A 15,522-nucleotide genomic window follows, 5' to 3' on the forward strand; every position below is an offset into this window, starting at 1 on the left:
GAAGGCATAAAAAATGCCCCCGAGTAGGGGGCGGCCCGTGGTAAAAGTGTGGTTGCCAGACTTTTCGGGGCTCCCTTTAGGGAGCGATCACAGGAGATAGGCCCTTATAGGGCCTGTTCAAACCACCCGTTCAACGGGTGGTTTTGATTTGGAATTGCGGGATCAGGCCTCAGATTCAACCTTGTCTTTGGGCAGCAGAATGTTCATTAGAATGGCCACAAAAGCGGCGGGCACAATGCCGGAACCGCCAAAGATCAGCTGAACCGCCTGGGGCAGACCGGCCAGAACGGCACTGTTGGCGCCGAGGCCGTATCCAAGGCCCAGGGCCACCGAGACGATGGACATGCTGCGGGCCGTCAGGGGCTCCCGGGTGATCAGCTGAATGCCGCTCATCACAATGGAAGAGAACATAATGACCGCAGCGCCGCCCAGAACGCTCTGGGGCATGATGGAAACAATGGCTGCCAGTTTGGGCAGCAGACCGCAGAGAACCAGGAACACGGCACCACAGGCCAGCGCGGTGCGGTTGACAATCTTGGTCATGGTGACCAGGCCCACGTTCTGGCTGAAAGAGGTGTTGGGCAGCACACCGAACAGGGCGGCGAAGGAGGAGCCCAGACCATCGCACATGACGCCGCCTGCCAATTCCTGGTCGGTGGCCTCGCGGCCCATGCCGCCTTCGGTCACGCCGGAAATATCGCCGACGGTTTCCACGGCAGTCACAATGAACATGATCATGACAGGGATGATGGCCCGCAAGTCAAAGACAGGCTTTACAGGCATCAGCTGGGGTACAGAGAACCAGTCCGCCTGCGCCACCTTGTCCCAATTGAGAACCCAGGCTTTGGTGTATTCCACGCCGTCGGCGGTGACACCGGTGGTGGACAGGAACAAGGGTAGAATTGCACAGATCACATAGCCGCAAATGATGCCGATCAGAATGCAGGAAGAACTGGCCAGCCCCCTGGCGCCGTGCTTCAAGATCAGGACAATGACCATGACGGCCAGGGCAATCAGCAGGTTCTCGATAGAACCGTAATCGGCGGCGGAAGTGCCGCCGCCAAAAGAGCCGACGCCCACACTGATCAGAGACAGACCGATGGACAGCACCACCGTGCCGGTGACCACGGCGGGAAAGAACCGGCGCAGCGGCTTCAGAAAAGCGCCCAGGACCGTCTCAAAGAGGCCGCCCAGAATGGATGCGCCCATAATGGCCGCATAGGAGACAATGCCGCCGCCCATGACCTTGACCACGCTTTGGAAAACGCCGATAAACCCGGAACTGGTGCCCATGATGATGGGAACTTTGCCGCCCACAGGTCCGATGGCGAAAAGCTGCACCAGGGTCACAAGTCCTGCCACCAGCATGGCGTTCTGAAGCAGGGACACCTGAATTGCCGCAAATTCTTCGGCACCGCCGCCGGCGGCGCACAGACTGGTGATGATCAAAATAGGGGTCAGATTTCCCACGAACATGGCCAGCACATGCTGAAGCCCCAGAGGAATGGCCTGCCGCAAAGGCAGCTTTCCTTCAAATTCGTAGGGAGTCGAGTATTGCTGTGTCTTTTCCATTATATCCTCCCGAATGGCTGTAATAAAACGAACACACAACATTATAGCAAAGATGGACGGCAGTTCACACAATTTTTTGCCAAAAACAGCCATTGTTTTCCAAATTCTCTCTTTTATTCAATAGGGATCGTGAAAACGTAAAGTTTCTTGTGGCGGTTGCCGGTAAAATCCGGCTATGGCTGTTTTTTCCGATGATAGAAAAGGCGTAAAGTTAATTCGCTTTACAGAAAGTGAGCGCAGAAAAAGCGAAAAAACAGGCAGGAATTCCAATTTGCGCAAAAATGACCGTATATAGGGGGAGCTGTACGGAGCAGAATCACCAAAAATCGCGTTTATACGCACAGTTGCCTTTGCCGGATTCCATTTTTTGTGTTATAATAAAAATATACGAAGCTAAGTGAAAGAAAGAAGATGGGGTATCATGTATAACGTTGGGGATATTATCGTGTACGGGGAACATGGTGTCTGCAAGGTGGCGGCAGTGGGGCCGCTCCAGTTGGGAGGCCCGGGGGGCCGCCTGTACTATACGCTGCGGCCGTATTACCATCCGGAACTTGTGATCTATGCCCCCATTGACAATGACCGGGTGGTGGTTCGTCCGCCGATCACCCGGGAACAAGCCCAACAGATTGTAAGTGAATTGCCTCAGGTTCCGGAACTGGAAATTCCGGAGGAAAAGGGACGGGAAACATTGTTTTCCCAGGTTCAGCACACCTGTGATTGCCGGGCACTGGCAGGCCTGCTGAAGGCATTGTACCATCGCCGCGCCCAGCGCCAGAAAAAAGGGCGGCGGGCCACCAGTGTGGACGAACGATACTTCCATGCCGCCGAAGATCAGTTGTATGGGGAACTGGCTTATGCGCTGGGAATGAACCGGGAGGAAACGCCGGATTACATCCGTGCCTGTTTGGGGCAAACGGACGCATAAATTTCAGGTCGGGCACAGCGTCTGCTGGCCCGGCCGTTTTGCTTTTTGGGGATACTTGCAGCGTATTTGTGCGCATAGCGGCCCAAACTGAAAAAGAGAGGCAGAATCAGGCCGGAAAAGCGCCCGAAAATGCTTGCTGGCAACCGGCATCAGCCATTGCTTTTATCTTTTGATGGGTGTACAATACCTATGTGTATGCCGTAGGGAGCGGAAGACAACTTCCGCCGGGTATGCATGGAAACAGGAGGGTATTTTGGCAAACCTGAGAAGACAAAAAGAAGCCCTGGTCAACTATTTTCTGGCGGGATGCAAGACCGACGGAAGGATGACAGTGGGGCTGGAAGTTGAGCATTTTATTACCCAGGCTGACGGAACTCCGGTCAGCTTTGAGCAGATTCAGCAGGTCATGCAAACCCTGCAGCAAAGCGGGGATGTGCCTGTGGTGATGGAAGGGGAGTATGTAGGCTTCTACAATGATGCCTATGCGCTTTCGTTGGAACCGGCCTGCCAGCTGGAAATCAGTATCCTTCCCCAGCCAAGTGTCAGCCGTCTGATGGCGGTATATGAGGGGTTTGCCGCACGGTTGCACCGGGCTTTGTCCAAGCTTGGCATGCGCGGCTACAACCTTGGGTACCATCCCACACGGCGTGCATCGGCGCTGCCTCTGATTCCGAAAAAGCGGTACGAGGTCATGGACCGCTATTTTCAAAAGCGCGGACACCATGGTATGCAGATGATGCGTGCCACTGCCTCCACCCAGGTATCGGTGGATTATTTCAGTGAGCAGGACTTTGTCCGCAAATACCGTGTGGCCTGCCTGATCGCGCCCCTTCTGGCACTGCTGACGGACAACGCGCCGGTGTATGAGGGAGAACCCAATCATACCTACAGTGTGCGGACTTCCATCTGGAATGATGTGGATCCGGACCGCTGCGGGATTCCACCCATCCTGATGGATGAGGATTTCGGCTTTGAAAAATACGCCGATTATATCTTGCAGAAACCGCTGGTGGTGTCCCGCCGCGGCCCCCGCACCGAAGGTGTGGGCCGCAAGTCGGCCTTTGAAGTCTATCCCTCTTCCATGGGCCGGGAGGAGATCGAGCATGTGCTGTCCATGTTCTTCTTCGACGTAAGACTGAAAAGCTATATCGAACTCCGTGTGGCCGACAGCATGCCGGCGGCCTATGTGGCCGGTTATGCCGAATTGGTCAAGGCTGTTTTGTCCAGCCCGGCGGCGCAGGACGGGATTCTGCGCCATTATGCAGGTGTGACGGTGGCGGATATTGAGGCAGCCAAGGTGGGAATCTGCTGCAACGGATACAAGGCACAAGTGTACGGGCGTCCGGTGGCCGATGAGGTCGCCTGGCTGATGGCCCAGGCCAAAAGCCGGGTGACCACGCCGGATGCCCGACGCAATCTGGAGCCGCTGGCTGCCCTGGCCGCACAGAAAAAGACCATCCGGGAAACGGTGACTGACTATGAATCACTTTAACAACGCCTTGGCACTGGATGCCGAGTATCTTGCCATGGCCCGCCGGGATCCGGCGGCGCTGCGGCGGGACTTTGACGCCATTGTCGAATATATGAAACACTCCACCGCCATTCACCACGGGGAGTATGTCCGCACCTGCTTCAAGCCGAAACTGCTGACCGAATCCCAGTTTGCGGCCATCAAGGCAGATATGAAAATTCTGTACTCCATCTTTGCACGGGTGATGGATGAGTATGAACAGGACGCATCCTATCGGGCTCTGTTCGGTTTTGATTCCCGGGTGGAAGAGCTGATTCTGCGGGCCAACCGGCAGCCTTCCTTGCTGCCCATGGCGCGTATCGACTTCTTTTACAACGAGGAGACGGGGGACTACACCTTCTGTGAATTCAATACCGATGGCGCCAGCGCCATGAACGAAGACCGTGAACTGCACAATGCCCAGCAGCTGTCGGCGGTGTACCGGGAATTTACCGCTGCCCACAAAACCCGCCGCTGCGAATTGTTTGACAGCTGGGTCGAAACCATGAAGCGGATCTGGCAGCGCGCCGGCGGATACGGGGTTCCCCGTGTGGCCATCGTGGACTATATGGAATGCGGCACGGTCAATGAGTTCGAAATCTTCCGGCAGCATTTCGAGCAGGCGGGTATCCCGGCGGAAGTCTGCGATGTGCGGGCTCTGCGGTATGACGGCCATAGGCTGACCGGCGATTCCGGAGAAAAGATTGATATGATCTACCGCCGGGCGGTAACCAGCGATGTGCTGGCTCATTATGAGGAGAGTACCGCCCTGCTGCAGGCGGCCCGGGACGGTGCCGTGCTTCTGGTGGGGGACTTCCACACCCAGATTGTGCACAACAAGGAACTGTTCCGCGTGCTGCATCTTCCGCGCACCTTGCAGATGTTGGATGAAACACAGCGTGCCTATATAGAGGCCCATGTGCCCTATACGGCGGAATTCGGCGCAGAGCATCTGGAGCAGGTGCTGGAAGATAAAGACCGCTGGATTCTCAAGCCCACCGATTCCTACGGATCCCGCGGTGTGTATGCGGGAGTGGAGTACGATACCGACCGGTGGGCCGAAATCGTGCGCAGCGTACCCCATACCGGATATCTGCTGCAGGCATTCCACACGCCTTATGTGACCGAAAACTACGGTCTCAACGGGGATGTGTTCGGGTTGAACCGGTACTATAATCTGACCGGTATCTATACCTATGACGGTGTGGCCCAGGGGGTCTATTCCCGGGTATCCTTGACCCCCATCATCTCTTCTCAGTACAGCGAAAAAACTTTGCCCACCCTGTTGGTGGAAGACTGAATGAATGAGGGACGGCTTTTCTGCGGATACTAGCCCAAAGAACCGTTTGAAACGGGAAAGGGGCGCAGTCCATGCGGGAATCATCTTACCATGCCATATTGACCGAGATGACCGTGCGCGCTTTGTGGGAAACCCAGAATGTCATCGATTGTATTCCGGATGATCTGTGGGACAAACCCTATGGCGGAGCACCGTTATGGCAGCATATCTATCACATGCTGCACGGGCTGGACCAGTGGTTCATCAATCCCCGCGACCGAGATTTTGTGGAACCGCCCATCCATACGCCGCTTTTGCAGGACCTGGCCATCTATCCGGCCACCCGGCTGAGCCGGCGGCAGATCAACGATTATTTCCATACCATCAAGGCCAAACTTTCGCTATACCTGCCCGCCCTGCATGATGAGGATCTCTTGCAGCGTCCGGAAGGCTGCGAATGGACCCGCATGACCCTGATTCTGGCCCAATACCGGCACCTGCATCTGCATCTGGGGATGCTGATGGGATTTGTTCAGGCCGCTACAGGGCTGTGCCCGCGGGTGCTGGATCTGGGTACCGAGATTCCCCTGGGCCCCTATGACCCTTATGAATGAAAGGAAGTTGCCCCATGAAACACTGGCTTCAGCTGACAGTGCTGCTGTTGGTTCTGGCGGTGCTGGTCTCCTGCGCTAAGGCGGAGGAAACACCGGCATGGCAGGGGACTCTGCCCAACAGCGGCGTGGTGATGACGGTGTCCGGTGGGGAAGTGGCCGAGTCGGAAACGTTCTGGTGTCCGGACAACCGGCGCCACTGGCAGGAAACCTGTCTGCTGACCGCACCGCATTCGGTGACGCTGACCTGGCAGGGTGTTTTTCCTGAGCAGGTGAGCATCGCTTTTGCCAATCCGGACAGGGACGGCTTTGTGCCGGAGACTGATTCGGATCTGATCGAAAAGGTGGATTATACGCCTCGTGTCACGGCGGACGGCGCCCTGCAATACCGGATCGATACAGCTTATTGCTTTATCATCACGGTGAGCACCGAGCGGGGAACCGACTTTTTCCTGTTGGATTGTCGGCGAGAAATCTGAACCATACAAAAAACAGCCCGGCCGGTTTGGTCGGGCTGCTTGCTTTACGACTGGGACGTTTTTTCCAGATAGACGCTGGTGGAGGGGAAGGCGAAAGAGCAGCCTTCTTTTTCCATCAGGTCCATGATCTGCAGGTTCAGACGGTTTTTCATGGCACGAAAATCCGCCAGGCTCAGCGCGGTCACATACATGCGCACGTCGATGTCAATGCTGGAAGCACCGAAGTTGGTCAGGCAGACCTGGACGGTTTCCGGCTGGGCGGTGGGCTCTGCCTTGCAAAGTTTGGTCAGGGCCCGGCAAAGGGCTTCAATCTTTTCGCGGGAGGTGTCATAGGTGACGCCGATCACAAAATTCCACAGGCGGCTGTTGCGGTCGGTGACATTCTGGATATATTCGGCGCTGACCTTGGAGTTCTCCACGGTGATCTGGCAGTTGTCCGGTGTGCGCAGCTTGGTGGAGCGGAAGGAAATCTCCTCCACCGTGCCCTCAAAGCTGCCCAGCATGATGTAATCCCCGATGCCGAAAGGCCGTTCCATCACCAGGGTGATGCCGGCAATCAGGTTGGACAGGGTGGACTGGGCGGCCAGGGATACAGCCAGACCGGCAACGCCGGCGCCGGCCATGAGCCCCGCTACCGGGACGCCGAAAAGCTCTAGCGTGGCCAGGATGGTAATGACAACCACCAATGCCCGGTAAATCTTTTCAAAAAAGCGGGTCATGGTTTTGTTGCTTTCCAGGTCCAGGCGATTCTGGGCGCTGCGCAGCAGCAAACCGCAGAGGTTCTCGCTGCGCCAGAAGCCCAATCCCAGCAGGAGGATGGCAACGGCACCGAACACCGGGCCTGCCAGCAAGGCGGTCTGCTGCGGTGTCAGGGGCAAAGGGAAAGCCAGCACGGCCAGATAAATCAGGAAAGCCCGCAGCAGCAACACCAGGGAACCGGAAAAGCCATCATAGAGGATGCGCAGCCACTCCGGCATAAACCGGAGCAGCCGGGCCCGGATGGTGCGGATCAGCGCCCGGTACAACCGGGTGCCGAACACCGCTGCCAGAGCCAGGACAGCGGTGAGCAGAATGCGAAGAAGATCATTGTGGGTGTTGATAAGGCCCATGAAAAGAGTCCAGAATTCTTGAAATGCCATTGATTTATACTCCCGTACAGACAAAAAACAGGCTGAATTTGAGCTTGCGTACGATCAATTCCGTACGTGGTAAGGATACCTTGAATTGCCGGTCGTGTCAAGGTCAAAACAATCTGCACAAAAAAGCACTTGCAATCTCTGTAGACTGTGCTATACTGATGCTCAGAAAGTCTGTTTCAGGGCGGGGTGAAATTCCCCACCGGCGGTAAAGCCCGCGACCGGCTGCTTTGGCAGCCGCTGATTCGGTGAAATTCCGGAGCCGACGGTATAGTCCGGATGGAAGAAACGGAAGCTTTGCTTTATTTGCTGTGCTTTTCGTGCCCTGCTGCATCCTTTGCGGCAGGGCATTTTTGCTTGGCAGGAAAAACAGGCCTCCCGACAGCTGTGGCAACCGGCTTTCACATTTATGATCGGGCCGCAACGGCCGGGAGGTATTTGTATGAAAACCAAAAATCACGTCCGCGAACTCACTGTAACCGCCATGCTTTCTGCCATCGGCTTTGTGCTGATGATGGTGGATTTCAGCCTGCCCATGTTCATCCCGTTCTTTGTCAAGATGGACATTTCGGAACTGCCGGCCCTGCTGGCTTCCTTCAGCCTGGGCCCTGTGTACGGCGCCGCGGTCTGTCTGATCAAGAACATTCTGGCCGCCATCTTCCACGGCTCCACCGGCGGCATCGGCGAAGTGTGCAACTTCCTGCTGGGGGCTGCGTTCACCGTTACGGCAGGGCTGATCTATAAACATCACAAGAGCCGCAAGATGGCCGTTGTTGGCGCCCTGGTCGGTTCGGTGGTCATGGCCCTGATCAGCGTGCCGGTCAACTACTTCATCACCTACCCGGTGTATGCCCAGATGTTCGGCGGTATGGATCTGATCCTGGGCGCGTACCAGGAACTGAACCCCAACGCCACCAGCCTGCTGTTCTGCCTGGTCATGTTCAACCTGCCTTTCACCTTTGTGAAAGGTCTTCTCGATTCTGTCATTTGCTTCCTGATCTACAAGCCCCTGTCTCCGATTCTGCACGGCCGCCGCTGAGCTTTTGTAGGACACTTGTCCAAAAGTGTCACAAAACGGACGAAAAATCGTTGACATCCCATCTGGGGTATGGTATTATACATCACGACATCAGAATAAGGTGACTTATCAAGAGCGGCTGAGGGAACAGGCCCAGTGAAGCCCGGCAACCTGCGCAATGCGTAAGGTGCCAATTCCTGCGGGAAACCGAAAGATAAGCGTTTTGTGCGCGTTTCCCGCCGTGTGTGGGGAACGCGCTTTTTGCTGCGTTTTCCTGCGGCGGAAAACACATGCAAGGTTTTCGTCAAGTTGCCTTTCTGACCAGCATTTTTTCAAGGAGGCAGCTTACCTATGTCCAAGTACCTGTTTACATCCGAATCCGTTACCGAGGGGCATCCCGACAAAATCTGCGACCAGATTTCCGACGCGGTGCTCGATGCCATTCTGGCCCAGGACCCCGGCGCCCGCGTGGCCTGCGAAACCACCTGCACCACCGGTCTGGTGCACATCATGGGCGAAATCACTACCAGCTGTTATGTGGACATTCCCGGCATTGCCCGCAGCGTCATCAAGGATATCGGCTATGACCGCGCCAAGTATGGCTTTGACTGCGATACCTGCGGTGTTATGACCAGCATCGACGGCCAGAGCCCGGATATTGCCTTGGGCACCAACGATGAAGTGGCCGGGGCCGGTGACCAGGGCATGATGTTCGGCTATGCCTGCAACGAGACCCCCGAACTCATGCCACTGCCTATCTCCCTGGCCCACAAGCTGGCCAAACGTCTGGCCCATGTGCGCAAGGACGGCGAAATGGCTTACCTGCGTCCGGACGGCAAGAGCCAGGTCACGGTGGAATACGTGGACGGCAAGCCGGTCCGAGTGGACACGGTGGTCATTTCCAGCCAGCACAGCCCTGAAGTGGATCAGCAGCAGCTGCATGCCGACGTGATGGAAAAGGTGATCAAGGCCACCATCCCGGCGAATCTGCTGGACGAAAATACCAAGTACTTCATCAACCCCACCGGCCGTTTCGTGGTGGGCGGTCCCCAGGGTGACAGCGGTCTGACCGGCCGCAAGATCATTGTGGATACCTACGGCGGGTATGCCCGTCACGGCGGCGGCGCTTTCAGCGGCAAGGACCCCTCCAAGGTGGACCGCTCCGCTGCGTATGCGGCCCGCTGGGTGGCCAAGAATCTGGTTGCCGCCGGTCTGGCCGACAAGTGCGAGGTGCAGCTGGCCTACGCCATCGGCGTGGCAGAACCGGTTTCCATCCTGGTGGATACCTTCGGCACCGGCACGGTGGCGGACGACAAGCTGGAAGCGGCGGTGGAAAAGGTCTTTGATCTGCGGCCCGCGGCCATCATCCGTGATCTGGATCTGCGCAAGCCCATTTACCGCAAACTGGCGGCGTACGGCCATATGGGTCGTGAGGACCTGGGCGTCAAGTGGGAGAACACCGACCGTGTGGACGCGCTGAAAGCGGCGGTTGCCTCCCTGTAATCCTCAGCTTTCCACAAAAAATAAAAACAGACAGGCTCTGTGTCCGTCGGCTGTCATTTCCGGGCAGCCGGGGCGCGGAGCCTGTTTTTACGTGGTGCGAACAACTTGCAAAACGCCGATTCGGATGTATAATTATTTGTGTATCAAAAAGAAAATGAAATATGCAGAAGGGAAGCGCATTGCTTATGAAAATCCGCAGAGCCGAAACCTGTGACATGCCTCGCATTGATGAATTGCTGATGCAGGTGGAGCTGGTCCATCACAAAGCCCGCCCGGATCTGTTCAAGAACGGCGGCCGCAAGTATACGGACGAAGAGCTGGCCGCCATTATTGCGGATGACAAGCGCCCGATTCTGGTAGCGGTGGATGATAACAATCGTCTGCTGGGATATGCGTTCTGCATTTTCCAGCAGTATCTCGACAATACCATTATGACCGATATCAAGACACTGTACATCGACGACCTTTGTGTGGATGAAGCCTGCCGCGGCCAGCACATCGGCTGTGCTTTGTACGAGGCGGTCCTGGCCTATGCCCGGGAACACGGCTGCTACAACGTGACCCTGAACGTATGGTCCGGCAACGACAACGCCCAGCGGTTCTATGAATCCTGCGGTCTCAAGCCCCAGAAAATCGGCATGGAAGTCATCCTGTAAAATCTGTATCACCAACAAAACGGCCCCGCCGCCCGTACAGGGAGGCAGGGGCCGTTTTGCTTATGGCTTTTCAAGACTATACCGTCGGAAACAGTCGTCCAGTTCCCGCTGGTTCCGGATGCGGTGCGCTTTTTCCGGCCAGGCTTGCAGCACGTGTTCATAGTGCTGCACCTTCTCTCTGGTCCGGCCGCCCCACAAGACCCAATGAAGAAATTCGGCGTCGATTTTTTCCGCGCAGTCCTTGGCCATGGACGCCCGGGTTTTTCCGTGGTAGTGCAGGTATCGGGATAAAACTCGGTACAGGCAGGTCCAGCGCCCGAAATCCAGAAAGAAAATCAGGTCGGACTCGGCCAGACGGCGGTCATAGTACAGATTGGTATAGTTTCCGTCCATGACCCAGCCGTCGGGATGGCTGTCCAGAAAGGTGCGCACGTCGGCCAGCTTTTCTTCCCGGTCCCGCTCGCTCCAGCCGGGGCCGAACTGCACTGTGTCCAGGTGCAGAACCGGCAGATGGTATCTTTGCCCGAACGCGGCGGCCAGGGTGGATTTTCCGCTGCCGCTGTATCCGATAATGCTGATCTTCATTCCGAACCTTCCTTTCCGGTTTGGCCTACGATACATCGCCAAACAATGGCACAGACTATTACTATATATAAAAAGGAAAGCCCTGTCAACGGCATTGCCAAATAAGGGGGGATTGGCTATAATATAAAAGTATATTGGGTGATTCTGTCCAAAAGACAAAGAAAGGAGGAAATGGCCATGCCCGGGGAACTGCTGAAACTGGAAGGCGTTGTGGAACACGTGATTTTTGAAAACCAGGAAACCGGTTATGCGGTGTTCGAAGTCAACGCGGGCGGTACCGACGTGGTCGTTTCCGGCAATGTGGGCAGTATCGACAACGGAATGTCGGTGGTGGTGTACGGGCAGATGACCAACCATCCCAACTATGGGGAACAGTTCCGGGCCGAGACCTGCGAAGCGGCACTGCCCCAGGATACGGCGGCCATTCAGAGCTACCTGGCCAGCGGTGTGCTGCCCTATATCGGCTCTTCCACCGCCAAGAAGATGGTGGCCAAGTTCGGGGCCGAAACCCTGACCGTGATTGCGGAGGAGCCGGACCGGCTGTGCGAGCTGAAAGGAATCACGCCCCAGAAAGCCGCGGCCATTTCTAACGAGTTCCGCCGCTTGTACGGTGTGCGGGAGGTCATCGCCTGGATGGCACGTTTCGGGCTTTCGGCCCAAAGCGCGGTGACGGCCTACCGCGCCTTCGGCCCCCACACGGTGGAAGCACTGAACAATAATCCGTATATGCTTTGCGGGGAACCGCTGAACCTGAAATTCAGTCAGGTGGATGCCATTGCCAACACCTTGCAGGTGGGGGCGGACAGCAGCCTGCGCATTGCCGCAGGGCTGCTGTATACTCTGCGGCACAATGCGGGCAACGGGCACACCTGTCTGCCCCGGGCCAAGCTGACCGACGCCACGGCCCGGTTTATCCGCCAGGAACCCCAGCGGGTGGAACAGGCACTGGATGAACTGCTGAACACCGAGGAGATGCGTGCCCGCACCTATGAGGGCACCGAGTACATCTACCTGCCGGACCTTCTCAGTGCGGAGGAGGACATTGCCGCACGCCTTGGCGAAATTTCCACCTATCCCACCGAGGCGCCGCCAACTCTGGAAAATGATATCCGGGTGTTGGAAATGGCCCAGGGGTTTGCCTATGCACCATTGCAGCGGGAAGCCATCCGGATGGCCTTGTCCAACCGGGTCATGGTACTCACCGGCGGCCCCGGCACCGGTAAAACCACCACGGTCAACGCGATCCTGACGCTGTACGAGGGGCTTTACGACCGGGTGGCCCTGTGTGCCCCTACCGGCCGTGCCGCCAAACGCCTGAGCGAACTCACCGGGCACAGCGCTTCCACCATTCACCGGCTGCTGGAAGTGGATTACTCCACCGGTACGGTGCGGTTCATCCACAACGAAAAGAACCTGCTTCCCTTTGACGTGATCATCCTGGATGAGATGAGCATGGTGGATGTCAAGCTGTTCCAGGCCTTGCTGGCGGCGGCGCAGTCCCATTGTCGCATCATCATGGTGGGGGATGCCGACCAGCTTCCCAGTGTGGGGCCCGGCAACATTCTCAGCGAGATTCTGCGGGCGGATATCCTGCCCACAGTGCGTTTGACCGAAATCTTCCGGCAGGCGCAAAAGAGCCTGATCATCCAGAATGCCCACCGGATCGTGCACGGGGAGATGCCCCGTACGGGGGGACACGATGACGACTTTTTCATGATCGAATCCTTCGGCCCCGCCTGCCAGCGATTGGTGTGCGACCTGGTATCCACCCGGCTGCCCCGCACCTACGGTTTCGACCCCGTGCGGGACATTCAGGTCCTTTGCCCTACCAAGGTGGGCCCCACGGGCAGTGTGGAACTGAACCGGCGGCTGCAGGCGGTTTTGAACCCGCCTTCGCCGGACAAACCCCAGATCGCCTGGGAGCAAAGCGGCCGGGTACTGCGGTTGGGGGATAAGGTCATGCAGATCAAGAATGACTATGACATTCCCTATGAGCGTTCCGGTGCCGAAGCAGGTGTGGGCGCTTACAACGGCGACCTGGGCATCATCACCGAGGTGGACCCGTCGGCCCGCAGTGTGACCGTCATGATGGATGACCGCAAATATGTGTACGGCGCCGATCAGCTGGCTGAGTTGGAGCCCGCCTATGCGGTGACCATCCACAAGAGCCAGGGCTCGGAATTTCCGGCGGTGATCATCCCGGCAGCGGATGTGCCCGCCCGCCTGTGCTACCGCAATCTTCTGTATACCGGTGTGACCCGCGCCAGAAAGCTGTGCATCATCACGGGTATGGGGCGCACGGTGCAGGCCATGACCGAAAACGTCCGGCAGAATCTGCGTTACAGCGGACTGCGCTACCTGTTGGCGGATGCGGTCCGTCATCAATCGTGAACGCGCTGCCGGAACGGCTGGCGGCTCTGATCTGGCCACGGCGGTGTCCCTTTTGCGGCAAGCTTCTGGGAGCCGATGCGGTGGCCGGCTGCCATTGCCGGAATTGTCTGCCGGAGGTGGAGCGGCTGTCCCATGATCCGCCCCGGCTTCCCGCCACGGAGCATGAATTTTACGCGGTGTCGGGGGCAGCCAGCGCTTTTTATTATGCGGATACCGTCCGCTACGCCATTCTTATGTGCAAGGGACACGGCAACCCCTGGTATGCCAGGGAGCTGGCGGACCTGATGGCTGTGCGTGTGTTCGGTGCACAGGCTGCGCCCGCTGCGGCGGGGCGTCCGGCGTACACAGCGCCGGGGGAACTGAAACCCTACACCTTGATTGTGCCGGTGCCGCCGCGGCGGCCCGGTACAGGTACCATGCCCCGTCTGCTGGCAAAACGCCTGTCCCGGATTCTGGACATTCCCGTGGCGTACCCGCTGTACACCACGCGCAAGATGCAGCCCCAGAAAAATCTGGATCTGAATGCCCGCCTCAGGAACACCCGCGGGGCATATGCCTGCCGCCGCGGAACCGATTTGTCCGGTATGCGTGTTCTTTTGGTGGACGATATTATCACCACTGGCGCCACCGTTTCCGCCTGTGCCCTGGCTTTGTTGCAGGGCGGTGCAGTTTCGGTGTTTGCGGTTAGCGTGGCCGCCAAGGAAGACTTACCCCCGAACAAACGTCTGCCCAAGCAAGGGCAAACGCAGGAGAAACAGAGCAAATGAAGCAATATGATATCGGCATTGATCTGGGAACCAGTTCCATCATCATTGCAACCGAACAACAGGGCGTGATCTTCCGTCAACCCAGCGTGGGGGCGGTGGACACCCGCTCCAATACCGTCATCGCTGTGGGGGAGGATGCCCTTCGTATGGTGGGGCGTGCGCCGCGCTATATTGATATCATCCGTCCGCTGCGGGACGGCGTTATCCAGGACCACCGGATGACCAATGAACTGATTGTGCGGTTCATCAACCAGGTGTGCCCCTCCCGTCTGATCCGTCCCCGGGTGGCGGTGTGTGTGCCCGCAGCTATTACGGGAATCGAGGCCGACGCGGTGGTGGAATCGGTGATGGCAGCTGGCGCCAAACAGGTGTACCTGGTGGACGAGCCGGTAGCCGCCGCCCTGGGAGCGGGACTGGATATCCGCACACCCAAGGGTTGTATGGTCATTGATATCGGTGGCGGGTCCACCGATATCGCGGTGATCAGCATGGGGGGACGGGTGCGTGCCGCCAGCCTGCCGGTGGCCGGCAACGCCTTTGACAACTGCATCGCCCAGTATGTGCAGGAAAAATTCAGCATTGCCATCGGCCCGCTGACCGCCGAAGCCTTGAAAAAGCAGGTGGCCTGCTGCTTCCAAAGCGAGTTTGAAGGCGTGATGGAAGTCCGCGGCCATTCCTGGGAGACCAATCTGCCGGCCCGCCGCCTGATCTATACCCGGGATCTGTACGAGCCGGTCCGGGAACTGGCCGCCCGCATTGCCGCTGCCGCCCATAATGTGCTGCAAAGCACCCCGCCGGAACTGGCGGCTGATGTGGGCAAAAACGGCATTTTGCTCACCGGCGGCGGGTCCATGCTCCGGGGCCTGGCCGGATACCTGGCCGGGGAACTGCATGTGGACGTGGCCATTGCCCCCGATCCGCTGAACTGCGTGGCTCGCGGTACGGCGGCCAGCCTGTCTCTGGGCAAGTATCTGACGGCCGGGTTCCGGGACGCCACACCCAAGGTATGGAAAAGCCGCCTGATGGGGCCCCGTGACCCTTTCCATGCATGGGGTTTTGTGGTATACTAAACACTTATGATTTTGTC

The 15,522-nt window shown here is 57.6% G+C and carries 14 protein-coding genes and 2 riboswitches; of the genes, 11 read left to right on the plus strand and 3 right to left on the minus strand.

The genetic code is table 11. The annotated features are described in order from the left end of the window. Positions 1-162: 162 nt before the first annotated feature. Positions 163-1,572, minus strand: coding sequence for a uracil-xanthine permease family protein (locus H6B15_RS08115; protein WP_204647499.1), 1,410 nt, complete (start codon positions 1,570-1,572; stop codon positions 163-165). Between the two features lie 421 nt (positions 1,573-1,993). Here H6B15_RS08115 and H6B15_RS08120 point away from each other — a divergent pair, with 421 nt between their 5' ends. The 5 genes from H6B15_RS08120 to H6B15_RS08140 all read left to right on the plus strand — a co-directional run bounded on the left by H6B15_RS08120 (position 1,994) and on the right by H6B15_RS08140 (position 6,379). After that, a complete protein-coding gene (locus H6B15_RS08120; protein WP_204647500.1) occupies positions 1,994-2,500 on the plus strand; it encodes a CarD family transcriptional regulator in 507 nt (168 codons plus the stop codon). Positions 2,501-2,753: 253 nt separating this feature from the next. After that, complete coding sequence (locus H6B15_RS08125) at positions 2,754-3,992, plus strand: glutamate-cysteine ligase family protein (RefSeq protein WP_204647501.1); 1,239 nt, start codon at positions 2,754-2,756, stop codon at positions 3,990-3,992. Beyond that, positions 3,979-5,310 carry a glutathionylspermidine synthase family protein gene (locus tag H6B15_RS08130; protein ID WP_204647502.1) on the plus strand — a complete coding sequence of 444 codons (1,332 nt, stop codon included), beginning with the start codon at positions 3,979-3,981 and terminating at the stop codon, positions 5,308-5,310. The genes H6B15_RS08125 and H6B15_RS08130 overlap by 14 nt, the downstream gene beginning before the upstream one ends. 71 nt (positions 5,311-5,381) lie before the next feature. Then, positions 5,382-5,903: a DinB family protein gene (locus tag H6B15_RS08135; protein WP_243424335.1), complete on the plus strand. Its 522-nt coding sequence runs from the start codon at positions 5,382-5,384 to the stop codon at positions 5,901-5,903. Positions 5,904-5,917: 14 nt separating this feature from the next. Next, on the plus strand, positions 5,918-6,379 hold the full coding sequence (locus H6B15_RS08140; protein WP_204647503.1) for a hypothetical protein: 462 nt from the start codon (positions 5,918-5,920) through the stop codon (positions 6,377-6,379). A gap of 44 nt (positions 6,380-6,423) precedes the next feature. On the opposite strand, the gene H6B15_RS08145 is transcribed toward H6B15_RS08140, so the two are convergent. Further along, on the minus strand, positions 6,424-7,518 hold the full coding sequence (locus H6B15_RS08145) for a mechanosensitive ion channel family protein (protein WP_204647504.1): 1,095 nt from the start codon (positions 7,516-7,518) through the stop codon (positions 6,424-6,426). A 168-nt stretch (positions 7,519-7,686) separates the two neighbouring features. Then, positions 7,687-7,810: riboswitch (FMN riboswitch) on the plus strand. Positions 7,811-7,957: 147 nt separating this feature from the next. Here H6B15_RS08145 and H6B15_RS08150 point away from each other — a divergent pair. The 3 genes from H6B15_RS08150 to H6B15_RS08160 all read left to right on the plus strand — a co-directional run bounded on the left by H6B15_RS08150 (position 7,958) and on the right by H6B15_RS08160 (position 10,692). Beyond that, positions 7,958-8,554 (plus strand): ECF transporter S component, encoded by a 597-nt coding sequence (locus H6B15_RS08150; protein WP_204647505.1) that lies wholly within the window; start codon positions 7,958-7,960, stop codon positions 8,552-8,554. A gap of 102 nt (positions 8,555-8,656) precedes the next feature. Continuing rightward, positions 8,657-8,754, plus strand: a riboswitch (SAM riboswitch). Positions 8,755-8,884: 130 nt separating this feature from the next. Continuing rightward, a complete protein-coding gene (gene metK, locus H6B15_RS08155; RefSeq protein WP_204647506.1) occupies positions 8,885-10,036 on the plus strand; it encodes a methionine adenosyltransferase in 1,152 nt (383 codons plus the stop codon). A 185-nt stretch (positions 10,037-10,221) separates the two neighbouring features. Continuing rightward, positions 10,222-10,692 carry a GNAT family N-acetyltransferase gene (locus tag H6B15_RS08160; RefSeq protein ID WP_204647507.1) on the plus strand — a complete coding sequence of 157 codons (471 nt, stop codon included), beginning with the start codon at positions 10,222-10,224 and terminating at the stop codon, positions 10,690-10,692. A 60-nt stretch (positions 10,693-10,752) separates the two neighbouring features. Here H6B15_RS08160 and H6B15_RS08165 read toward each other — a convergent pair whose 3' ends face one another. Beyond that, positions 10,753-11,277, minus strand: coding sequence for a DNA topology modulation protein (locus H6B15_RS08165; RefSeq protein WP_204647508.1), 525 nt, complete (start codon positions 11,275-11,277; stop codon positions 10,753-10,755). Positions 11,278-11,454: 177 nt separating this feature from the next. Here H6B15_RS08165 and recD2 point away from each other — a divergent pair, with 177 nt between their 5' ends. The 3 genes from recD2 to H6B15_RS08180 are packed head-to-tail and all read left to right on the plus strand — an operon-like array spanning position 11,455 to position 15,505. Next, a complete protein-coding gene (gene recD2, locus H6B15_RS08170; protein WP_204647509.1) occupies positions 11,455-13,668 on the plus strand; it encodes an SF1B family DNA helicase RecD2 in 2,214 nt (737 codons plus the stop codon). Then, a complete protein-coding gene (locus H6B15_RS08175; protein ID WP_204647510.1) occupies positions 13,665-14,435 on the plus strand; it encodes a phosphoribosyltransferase family protein in 771 nt (256 codons plus the stop codon). Before recD2 ends, H6B15_RS08175 begins: the two co-directional genes overlap by 4 nt. Beyond that, the gene (locus H6B15_RS08180; RefSeq protein ID WP_204647511.1) at positions 14,432-15,505 is read left to right on the plus strand and encodes a rod shape-determining protein; all 1,074 of its coding nucleotides are present in this window, start codon (positions 14,432-14,434) and stop codon (positions 15,503-15,505) included. Before H6B15_RS08175 ends, H6B15_RS08180 begins: the two co-directional genes overlap by 4 nt. Positions 15,506-15,522: the final 17 nt, after the last annotated feature.

The sequence above is a fragment of the Gemmiger formicilis genome (genome assembly GCF_016900095.1).
GTDB lineage: Bacteria > Bacillota > Clostridia > Oscillospirales > Ruminococcaceae > Gemmiger > Gemmiger formicilis_A.

Bases quoted from the DNA above. Each gene is read 5' to 3' on its own strand.
- H6B15_RS08115 (WP_204647499.1), bottom strand. From the start codon at position 1,572: ATGGAAAAGACACAGCAATACTCGACTCCCTACGAATTTGAAGGAAAG.
- H6B15_RS08120 (WP_204647500.1), top strand. From the start codon at position 1,994: ATGTATAACGTTGGGGATATTATCGTGTACGGGGAACATGGTGTCTGC.
- H6B15_RS08130 (WP_204647502.1), top strand. From the start codon at position 3,979: ATGAATCACTTTAACAACGCCTTGGCACTGGATGCCGAGTATCTTGCC.
- H6B15_RS08135 (WP_243424335.1), top strand. From the start codon at position 5,382: ATGCGGGAATCATCTTACCATGCCATATTGACCGAGATGACCGTGCGC.
- H6B15_RS08140 (WP_204647503.1), top strand. From the start codon at position 5,918: ATGAAACACTGGCTTCAGCTGACAGTGCTGCTGTTGGTTCTGGCGGTG.
- H6B15_RS08145 (WP_204647504.1), bottom strand. From the start codon at position 7,518: ATGGCATTTCAAGAATTCTGGACTCTTTTCATGGGCCTTATCAACACC.
- H6B15_RS08150 (WP_204647505.1), top strand. From the start codon at position 7,958: ATGAAAACCAAAAATCACGTCCGCGAACTCACTGTAACCGCCATGCTT.
- metK (WP_204647506.1), top strand. From the start codon at position 8,885: ATGTCCAAGTACCTGTTTACATCCGAATCCGTTACCGAGGGGCATCCC.
- H6B15_RS08160 (WP_204647507.1), top strand. From the start codon at position 10,222: ATGAAAATCCGCAGAGCCGAAACCTGTGACATGCCTCGCATTGATGAA.
- H6B15_RS08165 (WP_204647508.1), bottom strand. From the start codon at position 11,277: ATGAAGATCAGCATTATCGGATACAGCGGCAGCGGAAAATCCACCCTG.
- recD2 (WP_204647509.1), top strand. From the start codon at position 11,455: ATGCCCGGGGAACTGCTGAAACTGGAAGGCGTTGTGGAACACGTGATT.
- H6B15_RS08180 (WP_204647511.1), top strand. From the start codon at position 14,432: ATGAAGCAATATGATATCGGCATTGATCTGGGAACCAGTTCCATCATC.